This window comes from Proteiniphilum sp. (genome assembly GCF_040307845.1).
In the GTDB taxonomy this organism is placed as follows: Bacteria; Bacteroidota; Bacteroidia; order Bacteroidales; family Dysgonomonadaceae; genus Proteiniphilum.
Genome location: NZ_JAWRIS010000022.1, coordinates 36,954 through 61,678, shown reverse-complemented (window position 1 = coordinate 61,678; position 24,725 = coordinate 36,954). Strand labels below are relative to the sequence as shown.

General features: G+C 45.5%; 21 protein-coding genes. 13 read left to right on the top strand and 8 right to left on the bottom strand.

Annotation, left to right across the window (positions count from 1 at the left end; genetic code table 11):
* Window positions 1–17: 17 nt before the first annotated feature.
* The 3 genes from ABV001_RS05665 (at window position 18) to ABV001_RS05655 (ending at window position 3,350) form a co-directional block, all read left to right on the top strand.
* Entirely contained in the window at window positions 18–1,619 is a 1,602-nt protein-coding gene (locus ABV001_RS05665; protein ID WP_352421904.1) for a glycoside hydrolase family 31 protein, read from the top strand.
* Window positions 1,620–1,746: 127 nt separating this feature from the next.
* Entirely contained in the window at window positions 1,747–2,028 is a 282-nt protein-coding gene (locus ABV001_RS05660; RefSeq protein ID WP_352421903.1) for a hypothetical protein, read from the top strand.
* Window positions 2,029–2,228: 200 nt separating this feature from the next.
* The gene (locus tag ABV001_RS05655) at window positions 2,229–3,350 is read left to right on the top strand and encodes a family 43 glycosylhydrolase (protein ID WP_352421902.1); all 1,122 of its coding nucleotides are present in this window, start codon (window positions 2,229–2,231) and stop codon (window positions 3,348–3,350) included.
* 91 nt (window positions 3,351–3,441) lie between these two features.
* Here ABV001_RS05655 and ABV001_RS05650 read toward each other — a convergent pair whose 3' ends face one another.
* The 3 genes from ABV001_RS05650 to ABV001_RS05640 form a co-directional block, all read right to left on the bottom strand.
* The gene (locus ABV001_RS05650; protein ID WP_352421901.1) at window positions 3,442–4,179 is read right to left on the bottom strand and encodes an SIMPL domain-containing protein; all 738 of its coding nucleotides are present in this window, start codon (window positions 4,177–4,179) and stop codon (window positions 3,442–3,444) included.
* 94 nt (window positions 4,180–4,273) lie between these two features.
* The gene (locus ABV001_RS05645) at window positions 4,274–4,738 is read right to left on the bottom strand and encodes a VOC family protein (protein ID WP_352421900.1); all 465 of its coding nucleotides are present in this window, start codon (window positions 4,736–4,738) and stop codon (window positions 4,274–4,276) included.
* Window positions 4,739–4,761: 23 nt separating this feature from the next.
* A complete protein-coding gene (locus tag ABV001_RS05640) occupies window positions 4,762–4,971 on the bottom strand; it encodes a VOC family protein (protein WP_352421899.1) in 210 nt (69 codons plus the stop codon).
* A gap of 215 nt (window positions 4,972–5,186) precedes the next feature.
* Here ABV001_RS05640 and ABV001_RS05635 point away from each other — a divergent pair, with 215 nt between their 5' ends.
* Window positions 5,187–7,460, top strand: a complete 2,274-nt coding sequence (locus ABV001_RS05635; RefSeq protein ID WP_352421898.1) for an alpha/beta hydrolase family protein — start codon at window positions 5,187–5,189, stop codon at window positions 7,458–7,460.
* A 167-nt stretch (window positions 7,461–7,627) separates the two neighbouring features.
* Here ABV001_RS05635 and ABV001_RS05630 read toward each other — a convergent pair whose 3' ends face one another.
* The 5 genes from ABV001_RS05630 to ABV001_RS05610 all read right to left on the bottom strand — a co-directional run bounded on the left by ABV001_RS05630 (window position 7,628) and on the right by ABV001_RS05610 (window position 15,678).
* Complete coding sequence (locus ABV001_RS05630; RefSeq protein ID WP_323425445.1) at window positions 7,628–8,872, bottom strand: acyloxyacyl hydrolase; 1,245 nt, start codon at window positions 8,870–8,872, stop codon at window positions 7,628–7,630.
* Window positions 8,873–8,891: 19 nt separating this feature from the next.
* The gene (gene argS / locus ABV001_RS05625) at window positions 8,892–10,685 is read right to left on the bottom strand and encodes an arginine--tRNA ligase (protein WP_352421897.1); all 1,794 of its coding nucleotides are present in this window, start codon (window positions 10,683–10,685) and stop codon (window positions 8,892–8,894) included.
* Between the two features lie 159 nt (window positions 10,686–10,844).
* The gene (locus tag ABV001_RS05620) at window positions 10,845–11,591 is read right to left on the bottom strand and encodes a tRNA threonylcarbamoyladenosine dehydratase (protein WP_352421896.1); all 747 of its coding nucleotides are present in this window, start codon (window positions 11,589–11,591) and stop codon (window positions 10,845–10,847) included.
* 7 nt (window positions 11,592–11,598) lie between these two features.
* Window positions 11,599–13,476, bottom strand: coding sequence for an ABC-F family ATP-binding cassette domain-containing protein (locus tag ABV001_RS05615; protein ID WP_352421895.1), 1,878 nt, complete (start codon window positions 13,474–13,476; stop codon window positions 11,599–11,601).
* A 174-nt stretch (window positions 13,477–13,650) separates the two neighbouring features.
* Window positions 13,651–15,678, bottom strand: coding sequence for a ComEA family DNA-binding protein (locus ABV001_RS05610; protein ID WP_352421894.1), 2,028 nt, complete (start codon window positions 15,676–15,678; stop codon window positions 13,651–13,653).
* Window positions 15,679–16,086: 408 nt separating this feature from the next.
* On the opposite strand from ABV001_RS05610, the gene ABV001_RS05605 reads away from it, so the two are divergent.
* From ABV001_RS05605 to coaD, 9 genes are all read left to right on the top strand, one after another.
* Window positions 16,087–16,758, top strand: a complete 672-nt coding sequence (locus ABV001_RS05605) for a TorF family putative porin (protein WP_323425440.1) — start codon at window positions 16,087–16,089, stop codon at window positions 16,756–16,758.
* Window positions 16,759–16,785: 27 nt separating this feature from the next.
* Entirely contained in the window at window positions 16,786–17,145 is a 360-nt protein-coding gene (locus tag ABV001_RS05600) for a P-II family nitrogen regulator (RefSeq protein ID WP_323425439.1), read from the top strand.
* A 93-nt stretch (window positions 17,146–17,238) separates the two neighbouring features.
* Entirely contained in the window at window positions 17,239–18,519 is a 1,281-nt protein-coding gene (locus tag ABV001_RS05595; RefSeq protein WP_352421922.1) for an ammonium transporter, read from the top strand.
* 325 nt (window positions 18,520–18,844) lie between these two features.
* Window positions 18,845–19,009: a hypothetical protein gene (locus ABV001_RS05590; protein ID WP_323425438.1), complete on the top strand. Its 165-nt coding sequence runs from the start codon at window positions 18,845–18,847 to the stop codon at window positions 19,007–19,009.
* 47 nt (window positions 19,010–19,056) lie between these two features.
* Window positions 19,057–19,455 carry a DUF5053 domain-containing protein gene (locus ABV001_RS05585; protein WP_352421893.1) on the top strand — a complete coding sequence of 133 codons (399 nt, stop codon included), beginning with the start codon at window positions 19,057–19,059 and terminating at the stop codon, window positions 19,453–19,455.
* Window positions 19,456–19,584: 129 nt separating this feature from the next.
* Window positions 19,585–21,000: an MltF family protein gene (locus ABV001_RS05580; protein ID WP_352421892.1), complete on the top strand. Its 1,416-nt coding sequence runs from the start codon at window positions 19,585–19,587 to the stop codon at window positions 20,998–21,000.
* Window positions 21,001–21,025: 25 nt separating this feature from the next.
* Window positions 21,026–22,156 (top strand): GNAT family N-acetyltransferase, encoded by a 1,131-nt coding sequence (locus ABV001_RS05575; RefSeq protein WP_352421891.1) that lies wholly within the window; start codon window positions 21,026–21,028, stop codon window positions 22,154–22,156.
* A 6-nt stretch (window positions 22,157–22,162) separates the two neighbouring features.
* The gene (locus ABV001_RS05570; protein WP_502929856.1) at window positions 22,163–24,031 is read left to right on the top strand and encodes a DNA topoisomerase IV subunit B; all 1,869 of its coding nucleotides are present in this window, start codon (window positions 22,163–22,165) and stop codon (window positions 24,029–24,031) included.
* A 184-nt stretch (window positions 24,032–24,215) separates the two neighbouring features.
* Window positions 24,216–24,710 carry a pantetheine-phosphate adenylyltransferase gene (coaD, locus tag ABV001_RS05565; RefSeq protein WP_352421890.1) on the top strand — a complete coding sequence of 165 codons (495 nt, stop codon included), beginning with the start codon at window positions 24,216–24,218 and terminating at the stop codon, window positions 24,708–24,710.
* Window positions 24,711–24,725 lie beyond the last annotated feature (15 nt).

The window sequence follows — 24,725 nt, the reverse complement described above, 5'->3', positions numbered from 1 at the left end:
AATAACCCATTAGACGTATGAAAAAAGTTGTTCTTATACTTCTAGTCTTATTATATCCTATCTACATCTTTTCTCAACACATTATTCCAATTGAGAAAAATGAGCAATGGTACGGTGCAGCCGTAAATGAAGGAGAAAAAATGCCTTTCAGTGATGGATATAAAGCAAATCTTAATGGCTCTGCTTATGGAAATCAGGCATCACCTCTCTTACTTTCTACAAAAGGCAGATATATATGGTCTGAAGGGCCCTTTGCTTTCGAAATAAAAAACGGAGAAATTATCATTACCGGGGATGAAGACGATGTTGTTATTGGAGACAATGGCAAGACATTAAAAGAGGCTTATAAAGGTGCATCTAACCGTTTCTTTCCACCGCAAAATAAACTTCCGGATGAATTATTATTTACCAGTCCACAGTACAACACATGGATTGAGCTGATATATGATCAAAATCAGAAAGATATTTTGAATTATGCCCATCAAATTATTCGGCATGGATTTCCTGCCGGAGTATTAATGATCGATGATAATTGGGCTCCATATTACGGCAAATTTGACTTTAGAAAGGATCGCTTTTTCAATGCAAAAGCAATGGTAGATGAATTACATAACTTGGGATTTAAGGTTATGATATGGATATCTCCTTTCATTACGCCTGACTCGGAGGAGGCCCGTTTTTTAATGAAAAAAAAATGGGTGGTAATGGACAATGAAGGCAATAAGGACTTAAGATGGGAAGATGCCAAAAAACCCGCGATCGTTCAGTGGTGGAATGGATATAGTATGGTGATGGATTTTTCTAATCCTGATGCCATGAACTGGTTCCAGGGGGAATTAGATATCTTTGTTGAAAAGTATGGAATTGATGGTTTCAAATTTGATGCGGGAGATCCTGGATTTTATACAGGAAATGTTGTAACATACAAAAATGTTAGTCCAAATGAGCATGCACGTTTTTGGGGTGAATTTGGTTTACGGTATCCGCTCAACGAATACCGAGCCATGTGGAAAATGGGAGGTATGCCAATTGTAGAAAGACTTCGAGACAAACATCATACTTGGGAGGATTTGCAAAAGTTAATACCACACATGACAGCAGCCGGGCTATTAGGGTATCCTTTTGCTTGTCCTGATATGATTGGTGGTGGTGATTATGTCTCCTTTATTGATGTCGACTCTGATAAATTAGACCCGAAGTTAATTGTAAGATCCGCCCAATGTCATGCCCTGATGCCAATGATGCAGTTCTCTGTGTCACCGTGGAGAATTCTCGACAAAGAACACTTTGAAGCAGTAAAGAAGGCGGTATCACTTCGCCAACAGCTTGTCCCTGAAATCATGAAACTTGCCAATAACAGTGCAAAAATTGGAGAACCGATTGTTTCCAATATGGAGTTTATATTTCCTAATCAGGGATTTGCAGATTGTCACGACCAGTTTATGCTGGGCGATAATATCCTTGTGGCGCCAGTAGTAACAATGAATAATATTAGGGATGTAAAACTACCTAAAGGTATCTGGGTTGATTCAAACGGAAAAAGAGTTAAAGGAGGAACAACAATTCAATATAATGTTCCATTAGATCAATTACTATGGTTTGAGAGAATAAGGGATTAAAGCGTCTAGTATTGAGTTTTTAAACCCGATGACCTGAATCATACAGAACGAAGAGCTAGAAATTATTACATTAGAATTCAGACGATTAGCCGAAAAGAGGTATAATCAGTCTCTGGAACGTTTTTTGATGCATTTCCCGCATGCACATTGGGGAAATTATTTTACATCCTATAGGGATGGGAGTTGGAAACTGATCTACTGGTACAATCCGGAAACCCCGGATAATCCCTCCCAAGAACTTTATAATCTGGCAGAAGAACCTTATGAAACAAGAGATCTTGCAGAGACTGAGAAGGAAATCCTCTCCCGAATGATTAAACAGATGTCCATACAACTCGAAGAAGGAGGTGCACTTTATCCGGAAGATGTATCAGGACATGCGATAAAACCTAATGGTGTCAGGGAATAATAAAAATTGCATGTAAACGCCTCTTGTGTTGTATATTTAGGACAAAAACGTAAGATATTGTAAGATATTGTATCAGTTGTAGTTTACGTGAAATAATTTTTATTACATTTGCCTGTGTGTAAGTACTCGAAAGGTCGGGAAATTGCTTCTGGGGCCGACTAATATTTCACAATTTTATGAAACGTCTAAAGGTGTATTATATGAAATTTCCTATTTTATTAATTAGCCTTATCATTCTTGTCGGCCTATTTGTTAAGCAACTCATTGATTCTCCGCAATCCGTTGATCTTGTACGAATTGGGATTGATGGATTGTCGCATGACCATGTGCATGATCTTTTGAACCGATATAACGAACGTACCGATACTCGTATTATAGGTATTGCCGAGTCCAATAAAAAAGGAGCACAAAAAAGCCCTATGATGTTCGGTGATACATCCCGTACCGGAGTACCGTTTTCCAAGGATCCGCATGTGGTAAACTTTGAGGGACGATATTTGATGTACTATTCCATCCCTCCGATGAAGGGAGTGGAGGATTCGGGATGGAATATTGGCATTGCCGAGAGCCGGGACTTGCTATCATGGGAAAAAGTAGGAGAAATTACCCCTGATCCCGGAGTGGAATATGAAAAAAAGGGGCTTTGTGCCCCGGGTGCCCTGATAAGGAACGGGAAAGTGCATCTTTTTTATCAGACGTATGGAAATGGACGTAATGATGCCATTTGTCATGCAGTGTCTGCTGATGGTATTCACTTTGAACGGAATGCCACCAATCCGATTTTTAAACCTACCGGAGAGTGGAATTGTGGCCGTGCCATCGATGCCGAAGTTTGTGAGTTCAACGGCCAATATTTTCTCTATTTCGCCACGCGGGACCCGGATTACAGGATACAAATATTGGGAGTGGCTGTCGCGTCGAAAGAAACAGATTTTAATCGGGAAGATTGGCGACAGGCGGTTGATAAACCAATTTTGTATCCCGAATTGGCATGGGAGGGTGAGTGTATAGAGGGAGCATCTATCACAATTCAAAATGGTAAAATGTATATGTTCTATGCGGGGGCTTACAATAATTGGCCTCAGCAAGTGGGAGTTGCCGTAAGCGATGACGGGCTGACCTGGGAAAGGTTATCCGATGAACCGTTCCTTCCTAATGGAAACCCGGGGGAATGGAACGAAAGCGAGTCCGGACATCCACATATATTCACCGATACCGATGGCAGGACATATTTATTCTTCCAAGGCAATAATAGTAAGGGTAAGAATTGGTATATTTCTCAAAAAGAAGTTTTTTGGCATAACGGTCTCCCAACGTTTTAATACAATATCCTTCATTAAATCATCTATTTTTGCACAGTTTGTTAAACATTATTTGTTTTTTGCTGAATTTGTAGTGCAAATGAATGGAGGATTATTCCAAAAGAAACACGGCCAGAATCCTGGTGGTTATTTCCAATTCACCCGAAGGTAACAGGGTTGTACCGACATCGGCGACAACTGATTCTGCCACTGCATTGTATTGATTCATCATCCTGTTGTTGATTGGTAAGACCTGTTGGGGCCCTTCTTCCGATATACTTAATACTTTGGCTACTTTAAGCCCTGAAAGGGCGGCATATTGCTCTGCCTTCTCAGTCGCTTTTCGGAAGGCAAGTTCTCGCGATTGGATAAAATAGTCTTTATTATCCTTGACATTAAAATCAATCTGATTCAGTTCAATCCCGTTAATTTGTACAAGCCAGTCTATTATTTGCGGAACTTTCCCGTTGTCATCCTGAATGTCGTTCATCGAAAAAAGGATCGCTTGCTGCGCTGTTTGCCCGATTAAAACGCGCCTGCCGTTCCGGTATTCATATTCCGGACTGAATGTCAACGAGGCGGTCACTATATTTTTATCCTCAATGCCGAAATCACTTAATACGCCCAATGCCTGCTTCACCATCTTGCCTACTTCTTCCTGGGCCGCTTTCGTAGTTGATGCCATCTTGCTTAGAGAGATATTCATCCGGAGCATATCCGGTTTAACCATCACCGTACCGGTACCATAGACAGAAATGGTACTCTCATCCTTTTTTACGGTATTGTTATTACAACCCTGTATAAATAGGATGGCCAAGAGCATGACAACGAATGTATTGATCTTTTTCATAAAATGATCCGGTTTACCTGTTCTATTTTGTCTTCGGAGATGATATGCCCGCGGTTTGCGTACACCTTTTCGGTGACGGGGGCATTCATTTCCATCAGGATATCGTCGTTTTCCACCCGGAAAGCGATTTTTGATGGTTTGTTCCGTCCGCATTCCGTCCTGCCGGGGTCGCAGGGTCTTCTATGATATCCACGATGTTGGCTGTATCGATGGTACCCGTTGCAAAACGGTACCTGTTACCATCCTGTTTCTTTAATGAATATCCCAATATGTCGGTCAGCACTTTTGCAGTGGCATCTGCCGATCTCAGTGTGAGTGTCACATTGTGGAATCCCCTGATTGCGGCATCTTGTGAAACGTCCCGCGTAGTCCACGGCTTTCTGCCGTCGGGATGTGCGGAAATGATGAGTTGCAGTTGCATCCCGTCGGGATCGTTGAAGGAAAGCAGCTTCTCGCCGAAGATTTCATTTTCTTCCGTTGTGACATGATGTTGCGCAAGGCGTTCTTTCCAGAAACCGAAACTTCCTTCCGGAACGGCATATCCTATATGTGTGGCCATACCCGCCCCGTTCTTTCCGGCGCCTATTCCTTCCCATGGAAAGAAAGTAATGATCGTGCCGGACGTTCCCTACTCATCTCCAAAAAATGGGAATGATAGGTACCCGGATCATCGAAATTGACGGTTTTTTTGACCAGTCTTAATCCCGGGACGTCCGTATAAAAATCGAGGTTTCTCTTTGCGTTGTCGGGGATGGCCGTAATGTGGTGTAAACCCAGAATATTGCCCCTCATGTTTTTGCTTTCCTGTTTAATTTTTCTGTTGTAAATGAATATGTTTATAACAATACAAAAAAAACTTTGTTCATTCTTTAATCTCCGGTTGATTTATTTGAAAATTACATGCATGGCTGATTTTATTTCATTATTTTTGTCCATGATTATTTTGTCTGACGATGGGGATTCGTATTGTCCCTGTTTTCTGTTTGTCTTACATTAAAATGAATTGTATGAACATAATAAAAAAGGCTGGCGTATTGATCGCCGTGATTGTAACAACTATGAGTCTGAATGCACAAACTATTGCAGGGGATTGGAAAGGCACTTTATCGGTGCAGGGAATAGATCTGGAATTGATCTTCCATTTCGCAGGAGAAGACGGGAATCTATCAGGAACGATGGACGTGCCGATGCAGGGTGCGTCTGGCATTCCGGTCGATAAGATGGAATTTTCCGATAACCGCTTGAAACTGGGAGTGACTGCGGCGCAGATCATTTATAATGGAGAACTGCAGGGAGACAGTATTACAGGAAATTACGAACAGGCCGGAATGACTCTCCCCCTTACCTTACAACGCTTTGAAAGCAAACTCCCGGGTAATTCTTCCCTGGTGACGAGCGAAGAGGAGTTGGGTAAACTGGCCGGCCTTGATAAGGGAGACTATACATACAGTGTAGCCGATTACTTTGCCCGGCCGAATGCTTCCGCTTTCCAGTTATCACCCAATGGCAAATATCTGTCATACAAGGAAAAGGATGGGCTTAAGAACCATGTCTATATCAAAAATATAACCTCCGGAGAGGTGATCCGTGCCATCGAGGAAAAAGAGGAACCGATCAAAGGGTATGGATGGATCAACGATGAGCGGTTGTTTTATGTGATGGACAACGGTGGAAACGAGAACTATCATATTTACGCGGCAAATATCGATGGCGCAAATCCACGCGACCTCACTCCCTTTGAGAATGTGAGGGCAGGTATTATTTCTATCCTGAAAGACCAGAAAGATTACATCATCATCTCGATGAATAAAGATAATCCGCAGATATTCGAGCCTTATAAACTGAATGTGGTGACGGGAGAACTGGAAAAACTTTATGAAAACAGTGACGTAGCCAACCCTATCCAGGGATATGATTTTGATAAAGACGGAAATTTACGCGGTTACACCAGGATGGTAAACGGGGTGGAGATGGAATTCTATTATAAAAATCAGGAAACGGATGAATTCGAATTAAAGAAAAAGACCAACTGGGACGACAGCTTCGGGATCGTTGCTTTCAATTACAATACATCCGATCCCGATGATGCTTATGTGGTTACCAATCTCGATGGAGATAAAGCCCGCATCGTTCTTTATGATTTGAAGAATAACCGTGAAATCAAAGAAATTTTTTCGAATCCCCAGTATGATGTGTCCGATATGGGTCTTTCCCGTAAACGGAACTACGAAATTGATTATTTCAGTTATGAGGGAGAAAAATCGGAAATTATCCCGGTGAGTGATCTCTACAAGGAAATCGATGCCGGAGTGAAGCAGCATTTTCCCGGAAAAATTTATGGTATTGCCGATTATGATGATGACGAAAATACCTTCCTGATCATCCTCCAGAGTGATAAGTTGTATGGCACCTATTACGAATATGATGTAAAAACAAAACAGTTTACCCTCTTATATGACCTGATGCCGCAACTGAAGGAAGAAGATATGGCGGAAATGCGTCCTATCACCTTTAAGAGCCGCGACGGGTTGACGATCCACGGCTATATCACGTTGCCGAAAGAGGCTCTCCAGGGCAAAAAAGTACCTATGGTGGTCAATCCTCATGGCGGGCCACAGGGAATCCGCGATTCATGGGGATTTAATCCCGAAACGCAATTGTTCGCCAGTCGTGGTTATGCCACCCTGCAGGTGAACTTCCGTATCTCTGGCGGATATGGCAAGGAATTCCTGCGTGCCGGATTCAAACAGATTGGCCGGAAAGTGATGGACGACGTGGAAGACGGTGTGCGTTACGCCATCGCCCAGGGTTGGGCAGACGAAAGCAAAATTGCGATTTATGGCGGTAGTCATGGTGGTTATGCTACCCTGATGGGATTGGTAAAAACGCCCGATCTCTATACCTGCGGGGTAGATTATGTGGGTGTATCCAATATCGAAACATTCTTCTCATCGTTCCCCGAGTACTGGAAACCAATGACTGAGATGGTGAAACAGATATGGTACGACCTGGATAATCCCGAAGAGAAGGCTATAGCCCGCGAGGCTTCACCGGTCTACCAGATCGACAAGATCACCAAACCGGTCTATGTGGTGCAGGGAGCCAATGACCCGCGTGTGAATATCAACGAATCCGACCAGATTGTAACGGCGTTGCGTGCGAAAGGTCTGGAAATCCCCTATATGGTGAAATATAACGAAGGCCACGGTTTCTATCGCGAAGAGAACCGCATGGACTTTTACGGTACCATGCTGGGATTTCTGGCGAAGTATCTGAAGTAGGGATCTGTAGTAAGAATTATGTAAACTGGAGAATAGTTGTGAAAAAACTATTCTCCTAAATTTATTGAATGGAATAAAGATACTATCTTTTATTGAATTGTTATTGTTTTATTTACTTATCTTGCAAAGTCCGATGATTTTCATTGTACTACCACCTAACCACCTAATCAGTGTCGGGGGGACTTGTTATTTAGCCGCACTCCGAGGCCTAACATCAGGTAGTTGGGGGTGTCGAAATTCTGCAGGTTATACCCTATGTGGATGAATGAGTGGGGCGTTACTTTTATTTTTAGTACCACTATTTGATACAACCCATTAAAGTCACCTCCGCCATGCAGCAGGTTGGCGCCGATGCCGATTCCCACGTCGAAATAGGGCATCACATACTCAGCCCGCGCGGAAAGTCCCAGTGCCAGTTGCTTTCTCAAAGCGGGTTTATAGAAAGTATAGCCGGGATCATATCCTCCTCCAACGATATAATCTTCGGTATATACATTGGCACTGCTGTCATAGACGCCGTCGAGGGACGGTCCCACCCGCAATTTGTATCCCACGTTGTACATGGGATTGAAGTTAAATCCAAGTACGGTGTATTTGTCGGGTGAAGCCATGGGGGGATTGTCGTTGAAGACAACTCCTTTACGTCTCCAGGAGCCGAATAATACCACATCGTAACTGATATGGCGAGGGAAATCGCGCGTACAGTTGATATCGCGTATGCCGTTTGTGAGGTAGTTCTGTTGCCGGTTGATATTGTAGCTGATCCCCACCTTCGCATCTGCCGTATTCAATCCTGCATTGGGGAACTTGGTGTTCCCGTTGGAGAAATGGGTAAGGGTGATTCCCCCGATCAGGTCGAAATGGCGGGAGAGGTACTGCCTGAAGTACAAATTTATATTCATATAGGCATTGACTTTCGATCCGACCATCCCGTTATAGGAGTTGTTAAAATAATCGTAGGGATGCCATCCGCCCGACACCCCGAAATTCCATTCGTAATCGAACGACAACCGGCGGCCCATATTGAAAAGTGTGGCTCCCTGAAACAGATAAACCGCTTTCGGGTCGCCTATCTCGTGCCAATTACCGAAACTGTAATAGGCGAAGCCAATTCCCTGGTAGGCTCCCCGGTATATTTGGCCGGCACGGCTATCGGGATGAAACTGGAAAGCGTATTTGAGATGGGAGGAACGGGTATATTTGATCGGTCGGGATTGTCCGTTCTCTCCTTTGAGAAAATTATTGGTAGGAAAAATGTAGCCGGGGCGCCCTTCTATCTCCAACCGGTGAATAAACTTTCTCCCGTTATGGGCGAGCGAATCGGTTGGGTTCTGCGACAGCACGTTGTGCATCGTCCCAAAACAGATGAGGAAGAGTAACAACGCACCTCTACTGATTATTATTTTACACATGCCTCCAATATGGTAAATTTCACATCCTTTCCGGTACCTCTATCCCAAACAGTTTCATCCCTTTTTTTATGGTGAGTGCGATATTTTTAGACAATAACAACCGGAAATCACGTAACGAATTGTTCTCCTCACGGAGAATGGAGAAGTCGTGATAGAACTGGTTGAACTCTTTTGCCAGTTCGTAGACGTAGTTACCGATAAGGGAAACATTGTATTCGGCACCTGCTTGTTTCACTACGGCGTCGAATTCGGAGAGTAACTGTACCAGTCCCTCTTCTTTTTCGGAAAGGGTGAGTTTCTTTTCCAGTTTTTCTGGTAGGGAGATTCCCTGGTCACCCGCTTTGCGCAGGACGGACTGTATCCGCGCATGCGTGTATTGAATGAATGGGCCTGTGTTTCCGTTGAAGTCGATCGATTCCTTCGGATTGAAGGTCATGTTCTTTTTCGGATCAACTTTCAGGATAAAGTATTTCAGGGCACCCATGCCCACCATCTCCGCGATCTTGTCGGCTTCCTCGGTAGATATACCCTCTAATTTGCCCAGCTCTTTTGATGTTTCACGAGCGGTTTCCACCATTTCGGCCATCAGGTCGTCGGCATCCACCACTGTCCCTTCCCGCGATTTCATTTTTCCTTCGGGAAGCTCCACCATGCCGTAAGAGAAATGTACCAATCCCTTTCCAAATTCAAAACCAAGCATGTCGAGCAGGATGGAAAGCACCTGGAAGTGATAATTCTGTTCGTTTCCTACCACGTAGATCATGGTGTCGATAGGATAATCGTCGAACCGTAGCTTAGCCGTACCGATATCCTGTGTCATATAGACTGATGTGCCATCAGCACGTAGCAGCAGCTTGTGATCCAGCCCGTAGGGAGTGAGATCGGCCCATACCGATCCATCCTCTTTCCGGTAGAAAAGTCCTTCGTTGAGGCCCCGCAGCACCTCCTCTTTTCCGGCGAGGTAAGTTTGCGATTCGTAATAAATCTTATCAAATGATACCCCCATGCGGTGATAGGTCTCGTCGAATCCGGCATATACCCAGGCGTTCATCTGCTCCCACAGATTGACGGTTTCTTTATCGCCGGCTTCCCATTTGCGTAACATTTCCCGGGCTTCCGCCATCAGTTGTGACTGCCCCTCAGCATCCTCTTTCGATATGCCTTCCTCCTGTAATGAGGCCAGTTCTTCTTTATATTTTTTGTCGAACAGCACATAGTAATCGCCGATCAGATGATCCCCTTTCTTGCCGGATGACTCGGGCGTCTCTCCGTTTCCCCATTTCTGCCAAGCCAGCATCGATTTGCAGATATGGATGCCCCGGTCGTTCACGATATTGGTTTTTACCACCCGCTTGCCGTTGGCAGCCAGTACTTCACACAGTGAATGCCCCAGGAGATTGTTCCGCACATGACCCAAATGCAGCGGTTTATTGGTGTTGGGGGAGGAGTATTCCACCATATAGAGAGGTGCGGCATCAGTTACGGCAGTGAAACCATATTCGGGTTGTGCATCTATTCCTTCAAGTAACCCGAGCCATGCTTTGGATGCTATCTCCAGGTTTAGAAATCCTTTGATCACATTGTATCCGGAGACGATACCGGCATTTTCCGCAAGCCAGTCGCCTATTTCCTCTGCTGTATCTTCCGGTTTTTTCCGGGATATTTTTAGCAAGGGGAAGGTCACCAGTGTATAGTGGCCTTTGAATTCTTTCTTTGTTTTCTGAAGTGTGATCTGCGATGCCTCCATATCGGCATGGTAAAGTTCTTTTATCGCACGGATAATGATTTCCTGAAGATTATTCTCGATCTGCATATCTTGATAGCTGTTTTAAAGTCACAAAAATAGTAAAGATATTGCTATTGACCGAACTAAAAATACAGAAAAAAGAATATCTTCTTTTGGTTTTAGTTTAAGGTGTGTTCTTCGTTCTTCGTTTTTTGTTTTTCACTCTTCGTTTTTCACTCTTCGTTTTTAGTTTTTCATTCCAACAACGTCTTGAATCACCAAGCCCGACAGGGTGAAGCCAAATACAGCAGTCACCTGTACCATGGTGCCGTTGGTCTGCGCCTTGTGGAAACTGCCTTTTTCATCAGCATCTGGCAAAGCTTCCATCCCTTTGTTGGAAAGCCGCTCCTCACTGTATACGCAGAGGATCGGTCTCTGTGGTTTACCCCCTTTCCGTAAGCGGTCACGCAATGCTGATGCCAACTTGCAGCCGCGTACTTTCCAGAATTCCGCTACCCGGATCTGTTGGGGATCCATTTTAAGTGCCGCTCCCATGGAGGAGAAGACGGTCGCTCCGCTCTCGGAAGCTGCCGCGAGTAAATGCGCCTTGTGGGAAAGCGAATCGATAGCATCAATCACGTAATCGTATTCTTCTAACCGGAACGATGCGGAGGATTCGGCATTATAGATTTCAGGAACGGCGGTGATGGTCGCAAAAGGATTGATTTCCTGTAATCGCTTTTTCAAGACATCCACTTTCAGCTCGCCGATGGTTTGGGTAGTGGCGGGTAGTTGCCGGTTACTGTTGGCAACGGCTACTCTGTCGGAGTCGACCATCGTCAGGTGCATGATCCCGCTACGGATCAACCCTTCTGCGCACCAGCTGCCTACACCTCCCACACCAAAAAGGATCACTTTTTTCCCGGCGAGCGACTGCATCGCTTCCCTGCCGATCAACAACTCCGTACGGGCAAATAATTCGTTGTATTCCATTCTCTATTCATTCGCGCTCGCTGAGCTCGAGCCATCGCATTGTCTTTACATCGATGAGGGCGATAAGTTCTGAGAGCCGGTTCGATTGGTGCATCAACTCTTCTGTGGATAGATTGCCGGAGGAGAGTGCATCACTGATTTCCTCTTTTTCTGCCTCCATTTGTTCGATTTCCCCTTCTAAGAACTCGAATTCCTGCCTTTCCTTGAAGGAGAGTTTTTTATTCTCTTCATTTTTTTTTCGGTGGCTGATTGTTTCTTGTGGCGGTGCGGATGCCTTAGCCTTTTCAGCTTCCTCTTTCTCTTTCACCGCCTTCCATTCCCGGTACTGGGTGTAATTGCCCGGAAAATCCTGAATTTGGGCGTTACCGTGGAAGACCAGCAGGTGATCCACCACCTTGTCCATAAAATAACGGTCGTGCGACACCACGATAAGGCATCCCTTGAAGCCTGCAAGATACTCTTCCAATATGTTCAGCGTGAGGATGTCAAGGTCATTGGTCGGCTCGTCCAGCACCAGGAAATTGGGATTTTTGATCAGTACGGTGCAGAGGTAGAGGCGCCGCTTTTCACCCCCGCTGAGCTTGTATACATAGTTATGTTGCTTTTCCGGCGGAAAGAGGAAGTGTTGCAGGAATTGGGATGCGGTCAGCCGGTAACCGTCGCCCAGATCGATCACCTCGGCAATAGCCTGTACCACGTCAATTACTTTTGTCTGCTCGTTGAATTGCAGTCCCTCCTGGCTGTAATAGCCAAAATTGACCGTTTCTCCGATATCGAAACTGCCGCTGTCGGGTTTTTCCAAACCCAGCAGCATCTTCACGAAAGTAGACTTTCCGGTACCGTTATTTCCCACGATACCCATTTTTTCATAGCGGGTGAAAACATAGTTGAATTTTTCGGTGATCCGGATGTTGCCGAACCGTTTGCCGACCTCTTTGGCTTCGAAGATCTTTTTCCCGATATAGCTGCCCTTTGCTGCCAGGCGAATATTCTGCTCATCCTTTTTCCGCTGCGCTTTTTCTTCGAGTGAATAAAATGCATCGACACGCGATTTGGCCTTGGTGCCCCTTGCCTGTGGTTGCCTTCGCATCCAGTCCAGTTCTTTCCTCAGCAGGTTCCGGGCTTTTTCGGTTTCGGCATTTTGTGTCGTGACCCGCTCATCCCTTTTCTCCAGATAATAGGAGTAATTGCCCTTATAAGAAAAAAACTGTTTGTTATCAATCTCCAATATCTGGTTGCAGACCCGGTCGAGGAAATAGCGGTCGTGCGTGACCATCAGCAGGCTGATATTGTTGCGGGTAAGATGCTCTTCCAGCCACTCCACCATCTCCAGGTCGAGGTGGTTGGTCGGCTCGTCCATGATCAGCAGTTCCGGTTCACTGATCAGCACATTGGCCAGCGCCACCCGTTTCACTTGTCCGCCCGAGAGTTTCCCTATCTTCTGTTGAAAATCGGTAATCTTTAATTGCGTCAATATCTGTTTGATGCGCTGCTCGTAATCCCAGGCGTTATGCAGGTCCATCCCGGCAAGCAATTGGTCTAATCCCTCCTGATTCCCGGAGGAGATCATCTCTTCATAACGGGCGATCAGCCTCACTGTTTCATTATCGGTACTGAAGCAGGTCTCTAATACGGTCTTTTCGGGATCGAAAGCAGGCGATTGTTCCAGGTAGGCCAGTCGGATGTCGTTGCGGAATACCACCCTTCCATCGTCGTATGGTTCTTTTCCGGCAAGGATATTCAACAGGGTGGTCTTGCCCGATCCGTTGGGGGCGATCAAACCTATCTTATCTCCTTCCGCGATGCCGAAAGAGATGTCGTTGAATAATACCAGGTCACCGAAACTTTTGGTCAGCCGGTCAATTTGAAGAAGAGGTGTGGGCATGCCTTGTCTGATTTTTGCGTACAAATGTACAAACTATTTCGGTAACACCTTTATCTTGCCAGTGCATTGCAGGGTCATTTGGTTTCGAGGAGACCGGTGAATAGACTTTGTTCAAAATGAGTTTTTCTTCGTTTCAGGAACATCCTTGCGGGAGAGCTGCGGAACAGATAATATTTAAAACGTCCACCTCAGGTAACTGAAAAGATCGGAGCGGCGTTTTCCGTCGATCAGTTCGGTGCCGCTGCCAATGGTGTCGCGGTTGAAGTAACGGGTATGCCCGAATTTCACCGAGAAAGAGAGGTTATCCCTGATCGCGTATTTTGCGGAGATTGCTATTCGGCAACCCTTCCCGTAAAACGAGGGCATATAAAAGGTGTTGAGCAGGTTCCGCTCGTAGGAATAGAGCCGTGCCTCGTAGGTGTCGGCGGTGAACCATGCCAGGTAGCCATCCCCGGTTAACGGGCCTTTTCCCCGGTAACCGATATTTTGCGAGAGCATAAATCCGTTTTCGGTCGGGACATGCTTCTCCTTGTAATGCGCCATGTCAGCGGTAGTGCGGAAATTCCACCCGCTCCGCAGATTATGGGAGTACCTGAGACGGAATTTATGGGTGGCGTAAGGGAGGGCGCTATTCTTCTCCTTTTGTTTGTACTTGTATCGTCCTTCCAGGAATGACTGGCGCGAGAAGGTGTACGTTCCCAGAAAATAGAGATCGACTGCGTTCGATGGGGCATCCACTCCATATTTCAGCCATGGGAAGCGGACAAAATCGGCATAGGCGGTCACCGAGAATTTGGGAAAAGGACGGAATTCAGTGCCCATATACAATCCTCGCTCGTTTCGCACGTCGCTCCCTTCAGAGAATGCCTGTGCATAAAAAGCATTATAAGAGATAGGATAGTGCCTGTGTAACAGCGAAAACGACAGGTTGCCGGAGAAGCGGTACTGCAGGGTATTCAACGTGGCGACGGCCCCATTCTTGGCAAAGGATGTCTCACCCGCAAAAATCAATCCGGGGAGTTGATAGGAGTAATCGATGCTCGCGTTGTAGTTGGAAGACCCCCTCAGGTAGTGATAGTTGTAATCCCGGAGTGTGGGATTGTACATCCTGTCATATTGATAATATACACCGCTGATACCTACCTGCAAGCGGTCTTTTCGGAAGTTGATATTGCCTCCCGCCACCTGCTCCCGCGTATTCCTCTTCTTCCCGATTTCAAGCGGGGTGCGATGCAGGCCGTCTACCTTGAACGAGGTGATATGGCCGTCGTCCGACAGGTTGGCGTCGATCTTTTTATTGGAATAAAAACCGGTGACGGCGAAATTCCCGAATTCCGTCACCGCGGCAGTTCCCCTAAAAAAACCGTCTTCGGCGGTGGAGAAGTGGCGTTTGGGTTGTAAGGTCCGCCGGGCAATATTGCCGGTGCTCCATGACTTGCTGATCATGAAATCGTTGTTCAGCACCAGCCCCTGGCCGAAAGAGAGCCGATAATCCCCTAATACGACCGTTTTTAGACAACCTATATCGTTTATAATCAGGTGAAAACCGTAATGGTCATATCCTTTCGGATAGTCCCGTTTGAAGAAAGGCTCTCCCGCGTCTTTTTCTGCCGTGACCCCCATCTGCACCTTGTTCCGGTAACGGAAAGAATAACGGAGGGAGGTGTAAAAATCTTCCCCGCGGTATTTACGGTTGGGATACCGTTCAAGGATGCTGTCCGGAAACTCACCGTAGCCGGCCCGCTGTGTCAGCGTTTTGTCAAAACGGGACTGGAGTTCGTGGCGGCCGTTTTTCAGGATATCGGATACCTGTGGGCGGGCTGCTTTGGCATCCGTTTCACCTACATAGAAAAAAGGAAGGATCATCTCTATGGTCTTGATATCAAGAAGCGGTACGTTCCTCAATTCGAACAAAGTATAAACAGGACGGTTTTTTTCTAAAAAACGAAAAATGGCGTCGGCGTCTTCCATGGAAAGCAATGGGAAATTTTCCAATTGCTCACGGGTGGCCGTGTTCAGGTTTATGGGATTGTTTTCCAGTTGCAACAAGTCTTCATACATGTTTTCAATGGCAGCTTCATTCATTTCCTCCTCGGCCAGTTGTTCCACGATTTTACGCCAATCCCCGGGCTGCTGTGCCTGTATTATGCCTGTGGAAACGAGAACTAAGGCTAAGAGAAGGGTCAAGAGACAGGGTTTCATCGGGTTTGATGTTTGATTGTAACATATTAATCTTATTCTCAATATTTTACTTCTCAATTCAATGGCTCGCTATAAATGACACACTCATTGTCATTACTCTCATATCCTATTCCCTGCAAAAATAACGATCTTTTTCTTTATTTCCTAAATATTTGATTATGAATTGATAAATTATCTTTTTGATGAGAATATCCCCTTGTTTTTGTGCTAATGCTATGTTTCTTGATGTATTTTAATCAAAATGTTTTGTTTTTGTTTGTTTTATAATCTTTTCGATTATCTTTGCATCGTAATATTGTCAAAAAGATTTTATTTCCTTGTATTTGATTTCAAAAAGATTGACTGGCTTAGGTTTAGGTTTCATATAGATTAAAGATTGACGGTTATTCATTTAAAAAAGCTAAAAGGATGAAGAAGATGAAATTATTCATTGTGGTGTTCGCAGTATCAAGTGCTGTAAGTGGGATCAAAGGGCAGGAAGTAACAGTTTCAGCCGGGGCCGATATTGTAAGTTCGTATATCTGGCGTGGCCAATATTGTGGCCCGGCCGCCGTACAACCGGGTATTTCGCTTTCGGCTGGTAATTTTTCAATTGGAGCATGGGGATCGACCAGTTTCGAAAGTGGCTGGAGAGAATTTGACTTGTATGCCGGTTACTCGATGGGCAATTTTTCGGTATTGGTGACGGATTATTACTTCCCCCGTGACCTTCCGGATGGTGAGGACCGCGGCTATTTTAAATATGCCGATCATGTTTTCGAGGGTACACTGGGTTACTCGTTTGGAGAATCATTCCCCCTCTCATTGGCCTGGAATACCAATTTCGCAGGAGACGACGATTATTCCACCTACATTGAGGCAAGCTATTCCTTGCCGGTAAAAGGGGTGAATATTGATCTGATATTGGGGGCGACTCCCTGGGAGGGCGCTTATTCTGACGGCTTCGCGCTGGTCAACGCGTCTATAAAAGCCAGCAAGGAAATCGTAATCACCGATTCGTTCTCGCTTCCGGTTTTTACCCAGGCAATAGTGAATCCTGACACAAAGGATGTCTTTCTGGTATTCGGAGTGAGTTTTTAATTACTCTAATTATAACAATGATAAAAAATGAAAAAAATTGAAGCAATTATCCGCAAGTCGAAGTTCGATGAGGTTCGGGCTGCCTTGCATGAGGCTGACATAGACTTCCTTTCATGGTGGGGAGTAAAAGGTCAGGGAACAGCAAAACAAGGTCTTATTTTCCGGGGGATCGCCTACGATGTCAATGCTATCGAGCGTATTTATCTCTCTTTCGTGGTCAGGGAGGTAAATGTGCAAAAATCGATCGATGCTATTTTACGATCTGCTTATACGGGGGAAAGCGGTGATGGCCGGATTTTCGTGTCGGCCATCGAGCAATCCATCCGTATCCGCACGGGCGACCGTGGTGATGAGTCATTGTATGACAAAGAGCAGAAAGATGCTTGAAGATTCTCAGGAACAGAGTATACACATTAACTTATACAGATTATGAAACATAAAATAATAAAATATATACTGATGTTTTGTGCGTTGTTTTCCATGCCTGTCATTGCTTTTGCGCAGGACGAACCGGTACCCGTGTTGAACAGTGGTGATACAGCGTGGATTATAGTGGCTACTATTCTGGTCATGATGATGACCATTCCCGGGTTAGCCCTGTTTTATGGGGGTCTGGTACGCCGGAAGAATGTACTGAGTGTATTGATGCAATGTCTTATCCTTACTGCCGTAATCATTATAGAATGGGTAGTGGTCGGTTACAGCATAGCCTTTACTTCGGTAGAAGGAGGTTTGAATGCTGTGGTAGGTGGTTTCGATAAAATATTCCTGCAGGGAATCGGAATCGGGGACTTGCTCGAGGGATATACTATTCCCGAACTTTTATTCGTGTCGTTTCAGGGAATGTTTGCTGTGATTACCCCGGCTTTAATCGTCGGTGCATTTGCCGAACGTATCAAATTCAGCGGTTTCCTGTTGTTCTCAGTGCTATGGGCGCTGGTGGTTTACAATCCGTTGGCCCACTGGGTATGGGGTGGCGGCTGGATCGGTGAGATGGGAGCCATTGACTTTGCAGGTGGTACCGTGGTACATATCAACGCCGGGATATCTGCATTGGTGATGGCTGTATTGCTGGGCAAAAGAAAAGGATGGAATGTGAAAGGAGCTACTCCCATTACTCCGCATAATGTGCCGTTTGTGGTGATCGGTACGGCTTTGCTGTGGTTGGGATGGCTGGGATTTAATGGCGGAAGCGGCCTGGCAGCAGACGGCTTGTCGGCAAGTGCGTTACTGGTTACCAACATAGCCGCGGCAGCTGCGGCGCTGACTTGGACTGCGCTCGACTGGGTTATCAACAAAAAACCGACTGTGGTCGGCTTTTGTACGGGCGTAGTCGCAGGGTTAGTTGCCATTACACCTGCTGCCGGCTCTTCCGGCGTATTGGGAGCTTTTGTCATAGGGATAGTCGCCGGTTTGATCTGTTTCTTTATGGTAGCGTATGTGAAACCCAAATTGGGCTACGATGATTCATTGGATGCCTTCGGTGTGCACGGTGTAGGCGGTATCATCGGTTCTATTCTTATCGGTGTCTTTGCCACACAGGTTATTACCGGTGAAGGGGGAGCACAGGGCGCGCTGTATGGCGATTGGAACCAGTTATGGATACAGGTCGTGGCAACTGTGGCCACTATCGCTTTCAGTGCAATTATGACATGGATATTATTCAAGATCGTAGACGCTATCGTCGGTATCAGGGCAACCGCGGAAAGCGAATCCGTCGGACTCGATATCTCCGAACACGGTGAGATCGCGTATGAATAATATTCGGCATGGTAAAACGGCCTTTGAATAGGTGCAAGCTGTCTCGAGAGGGGCAGCTTGTTTTTTTGGTCATACATTAGAGAACAATTACACATTCCTTACAACAATAGCGATGAACGGTAAAAGCAGCAAAGAAATTCCCGGTTTTTACAGGTAATTTGCTCGAAATTGGATGTCTGCCTCTCCTTCTATCAGCATTAAAAATACTTAAATTATTCGATGTTGGGGGGGAGTAATTTATCAAAAGGGTTGCGTATAAACAAACGTTTATATATATTTGTATTGTGATAAGGAACAAATAACTAACATTTAAAACCAGGAAACGATGACAGATTTAGACAAGCAGATTGAAGCTTTAAAGCAAAAGATTACGGATTACATCAACATTTCTGTAATGTATGATTTTCCGAAGAAGGAGAAGGAAATCCAGGTCAATATGATGCTTGAGGATTTGAAAAAACTCATTGACAAAAGAGAAAAAAAGAAGTAAAATACCCACCCGCCCCTTATCAGGGAGGGATTAAAACAGGATAGGATATGAATAACTTAAAAAAAGATTTAGCTGAACTGAAAAAACTTTCTGGTATTGCTTTTGCCCGGAAAGCTGCTGAAATGAAAGAGATATACACTTCTGCGGAAGAAATTGCTGAAATTCACGGTTTTATTGCTTCCGGATTTGATGAAATCGAAAGTGAATTGAAACAAATTAAAGAAGAAGTTCTAGTGAGGGATCAGCTTGCTGAAGTGGCAAAGTTCGTGAATCTGTCTTACATTGCCGAGAATTACTTTCATAAGTCTAAGACATGGTTAAGCCAGCGAATTCATGGACACGTGGTAAGCGGAAAACCTCGTTATTTGTCTAATAAAGATAAGGAGACGCTCAATTTCGCCCTGAAGGATATGGCTGATAAATTAGGCTCACTAACCGTTTCCTGACGTTTAGTTTCTTATCACACCTGCCGCCTGCATTGAGCCATGCAGGTGGTTTTTATTGTTTTTCCGGATACCTTGGAATTTTTTAGTATATTGCCGCTTCATTCTCTTAATAGATGGCGTTAATGAAAAATGAATAGTTCAAATTATATGAACAGGGTGTTGTTGCTTTCACTGCTTCTCGCCATCCTGTGCCTGTCATGCGGGAAATGGAGCAGGCGGGCGGGTGTGTATGATTTCCCCCAGATCCTGCAGGCGGATACATTGCGCGTGCTTACCCTGAACACATCCACGTCCTATTTCATATACCGGGATCAACCCATGGGATATCATTATGATATGATCCGGGATTTCTGTAGCCATCACGGACTGGTTCCCGAGATCATCGTCGCGGGAAATACAGGTGCCATGCTGCAGATGCTGCAGGATAAGGAAGCCGACCTGATTGCCTACGGAGTGCCGGTCACCAATGCATTGAAGGACTCAATGCGGTATTGCGGGCTTCAGCAGATCTCGCATCAGGTGCTGGTGCAACGTGCCGGACGGGGAGATACCTTGTTGACGGATGTGACCGGTTTGATCGGTAGACAGGTGACAGTGATCGACCAGTCGAAATACCTCGACAGGATAAACAACCTGAATAATGAGTTGGGTGGAGGTATCCTGATTGACAGGATCGACAGTGACACCATCGTGGTGGAAGACCTCATCCGGATGGTTTCCCGTGGTGAGATCGCCTATACGGTAGCCGATGATGATCTGGCCATGCTCAATCATACTTATTTCGGAAACCTGAATGTGGACCTTCCGGTCAGCTTCGACCAGCGCTCCTCGTGGGTGGTAAGGAAAGATACCCCTGTGCTTGCCGATTCGCTCGACAGTTGGATTGAAAACCGCTCTTCCGGACCTGCTTTCCTGCGGATCGTCAAACGCTATTTCGAAGAAACGAAGGGATATTCTTACGTCGGGAGACCCTCTTTCAGGGAAATTTCCGGTCATGGTATTATTTCACCTTTCGATTCCTATTTCAAGCGCTATGGGGAGGAAACCGGTATTGACTGGCGGTTGCTTGCTTCGGTTTCCTACCAGGAGTCCAATTTCGAGACGGAGGGACAATCATGGGCGGGCGCCATAGGACTGATGGGGCTGATGTCGGCCACTGCCGCATCATTAGGAGCTGAGGGTGAACAGCTTCTTGATCCTGAGAAAAACATACGGGCAGGTACTGAATACCTGAAAAGCCTGCTTCATATTTTTCGTTTTATTGATAATCCTGATGAGAGGACAAAGATGGCGCTGGCAGCTTATAACGGAGGGATCGGCCATGTCTTCGATGCGATGGCGCTCACCGAAAAATACGGGGGTGATAAAGAGGTGTGGGAAGGTAACGTGGAGCGGTATCTCCAGCTAAAACGCTTAGAGCAATACTATTCGGACCCGGTTTGTAAAAATGGCTATTTCAGGGCGGATGAAACAATCAAATATGTACGTGATGTAATTGACAGGTGGGAGATATACAAAAAATCACTATCTTTGCCATCGGTGTAAAATTCATATTTACAGAAAGCAAAACATGTCAGTCATAATCAATAAAGTCAGGACGAAAGAGGATTTGAAGAAATTCATCCAGTTCGGTATCGATCTCTATGAAGGGAATGAGTATTTTGTTCCACCGTTGATTTACGATGAGAGGGCCACGCTCAGTCCGAGTAAAAATCCCGCATTCGATCATTGTGATGCCAACTATTTCCTGGCCTGTCGCGACGATCAGATAGTGGGAAGGATCGGTGTGTTCATCAATCACAAGGCAAATGAAAAATGGAATGAGCGGAATGCCCGTTTTGGCTTTGTCGATTTTATTGATGACAGCGAGGTGGTGGATGCCCTTTTTGGTGCGGCTGAGAGTTGGGCGCGTTCCCGGGGGATGGAGAAGATACACGGCCCGCTCGGCTTTACCGATCTTGACCATGAAGGGATGCTGGTAGAGGGATTCGACCAGATTAGTACCCTCTCCACCATATACAATTATCCTTACTATGTGGATCACATGGAGCGGATGGGGTATATAAAGGATCAGGATTGGGTGGAATTTCTCATCACCATTCCCAGGGAGATGCCCGAGCGTTTTTTACGTGCTTCGGAGATCGTAAAGAAACGTTCGGGACTCGATGTGAAGCATCTCGAGAGTAAGAAGGATGTATTACCTTACGCGAGGGATATTTTTAAACTGATCAACCGTGCCTATAAAGATCTCTATGGGTATGTGGAACTGACCGAACGGCAGATCGACTATTATGTGGATATGTATATCCCGATGCTGCGTCTGGAATTCCTTACATTGGTGATCCGTCAGGAAGACAATAAACTGGTAGGGGTGGGAATAGGGCTTCCCAGCATCGCCAGGGCATTACAGAAAGCAAAAGGCAAATTTATGCCTACCGGGTGGTATCATATTTACAACGCGTTAAAAGGAAAAGGAACCAATGTGCTCGACCTGTTAATGGTTGCCGTAGATCCCGAATATCAGGGTAAAGGGTTGAATGCGTTGATGTTCACTGAGTTTATATCGGCAGCCAATACGCTTGGTTTTGAGTATGCCGAGAGTAATCCCGAGTTGGAAATGAACAATAAAGTGCACTCCATGTGGAGCGATTGGGAAACCAAACAGCACAAAAGACGCAGGGCGTTTATTAAAAATCTATAGAAAAAAGTGAGCGAAATAGAAAAAGATATACAAATAGTTGAAAATAATTATCAGGAAGAGAATATTGTCACGTTAGAGTGGCAGGAACATATCCGTCGGCGTCCCGGAATGTATATCGGGAAGTTGGGCGACGGTTCTTCTTATGATGATGGTATTTATGTCCTGCTGAAAGAGGTACTGGACAACGCTATCGATGAGTTCATGATGGGCTACGGAAAGACCATTGAAGTGACCATCGAGAATGAAAGCGTGACGGTCCGGGACTATGGACGTGGCGTCCCTCTGGGAAAGGTGAAGGATGTCTGCTCTAAAATGAATACCGGTGCCAAATATGATTCCAAGGCATTTAAAAAATCGGTGGGATTGAATGGGGTGGGTATTAAAGCCGTGAATGCGCTTTCTTCTTCCTTTGCAATGGAATGTTTCCGCGAGGGACAAATGAAGGAGGTGGAATTCGTGCAGGGTGTGCTCTCGAATGATCCGGCGATTACGGCGACTACAAGTGCGAACGGAACTTATGTGAACTTTACCCCCGATGTGGAAATATTCGGTGAGTATCATTACCGCGACGAACATATCGAGCCGTTGCTGAAGAATTATGTTTTCCTGAATATCGGGTTGACCATCGTTTTCAATGATAAAAAATTCACTTCGAAAAATGGGCTGGAAGACCTGTTGAACGAAAATCTCACATCCGAAGAACTTTATCCTATCATCCACCTTTTTGGTGAAGATATAGAGGTGGCCATTACCCATACCAACCAGTACGGAGAGGAATATTATTCGTTTGTAAACGGGCAGCACACCACCCAGGGTGGTACACACCTTGCCGCTTTCCGTGAGGCGACCGCACGCGTGATCAAAGAGTTCTACAATAAGAACTTTGAGTATTCCGATATCCGTAACGGCATGGTGGCCGCCATCAGTATCAAGGTGGAAGAACCGGTCTTCGAGTCACAGACAAAAACCAAGCTGGGATCCAAAGAGATGACCCCCAATGGCATCTCGGTGAGCAAGCATATCAATGATTTCCTCAAGAAAGAACTGGATAATTACCTGCACAAGAATGCCGATACGGCAGAGGTGTTGCATAAAAAGATACTCGACTCGGAGAAAGAGCGCAAAGCCATTGCAGGAGTAACCAAACTGGCCCGTGAACGGGCAAAGAAAGCCAACCTGCACAATAAAAAGCTGAGGGACTGCCGTATCCATTACAACGATACCAAAGGCGATGACAGGGATAATACGTCGATCTTCATCACCGAAGGGGATTCGGCCAGCGGATCCATCACTAAAAGCCGTGACCCGAACCTTCAGGCGGTATTCAGTCTGAGGGGAAAACCTCTCAATTGTTTTGGATTGACAAAGAAGATCGTTTACGAGAACGAGGAGTTTAATCTCCTTCAGGCAGCACTCAATATTGAAGAAAATATGGACGGGTTGCGGTATAATAAAGTGATTATTGCTACCGATGCCGATACCGATGGCATGCATATCCGCCTGTTATTGCTTACTTTCTTTTTGCAATTTTTCCCTGACCTGATCAAAAAAGGACATGTCTATATTCTTCAAACTCCGCTTTTCCGGGTGCGTAACAAGAAGAAAACGCTTTATTGTTATACGGAGGAAGAACGCCTCAGTGCAGTGGAAGAGCTGGGACCCAATCCCGAAATAACCCGCTTCAAAGGGTTGGGTGAGATATCGCCCGACGAGTTCCGTAATTTTATCGGTGAAGATATCCGGCTCGACAGGGTGACCATGCGCAAAGAGGATCTTCTGAAGGAATTGCTTGAATTCTATATGGGTAAGAATACTCCCGAGCGGCAGTCGTTTATTATTGAAAACCTGGTGGTTGAGGAGGATGAGGTCGCGTAAAACAGTAGTTATTCGGCTTCGCCGTTATTCGCTTCGCGTTATTCAGCTTCGCTGTTATTTGTGCTTCGCATGTAGCTCAATGGCCACTGAATAACAAATGAATAACAACCGAATAACAACTGAATAACAAATGAATAACAACCGAATAACAACTGAATAACAACCGAATAACAACCGAACCCCAATGGAACAACAATATAATTCCACAAAAAGAATTGCCCTGTTTCCGGGAACTTTTGACCCATTCACTATCGGGCACGAGTCGTTAGTGCGCAGGGGCTTGTCGCTGGTGGATGAGATTGTGATCGCCATAGGGATCAACGAAGCGAAAAAATCATTCTTCACGGTGGATCAACGGCTCAGGATGATCAGCGGATTATATGAAAAAGACCCGCGTGTAAGGGTAGAGAGTTACGACTCCCTTACCATAGAGTTTGCCCAAAAGACAGGCGCTCAATATATCTTACGGGGGATCCGCTCGGTAATAGATTTCGAATATGAAAAAACGATCGCAGATATGAACCGAACTATTTCGGGAATTGAGACGTTTGTACTATTCACGGAACCTGCCCTGACCCACGTAAGCTCATCCCATGTGAGGGAACTGTTGCGTTACGGCTACGACGTGAGTGGTTTTATCCCGGAAGGAATGACCCTAACAAAGAAAGATATTGTCTGATGAATCGAAGTAAAA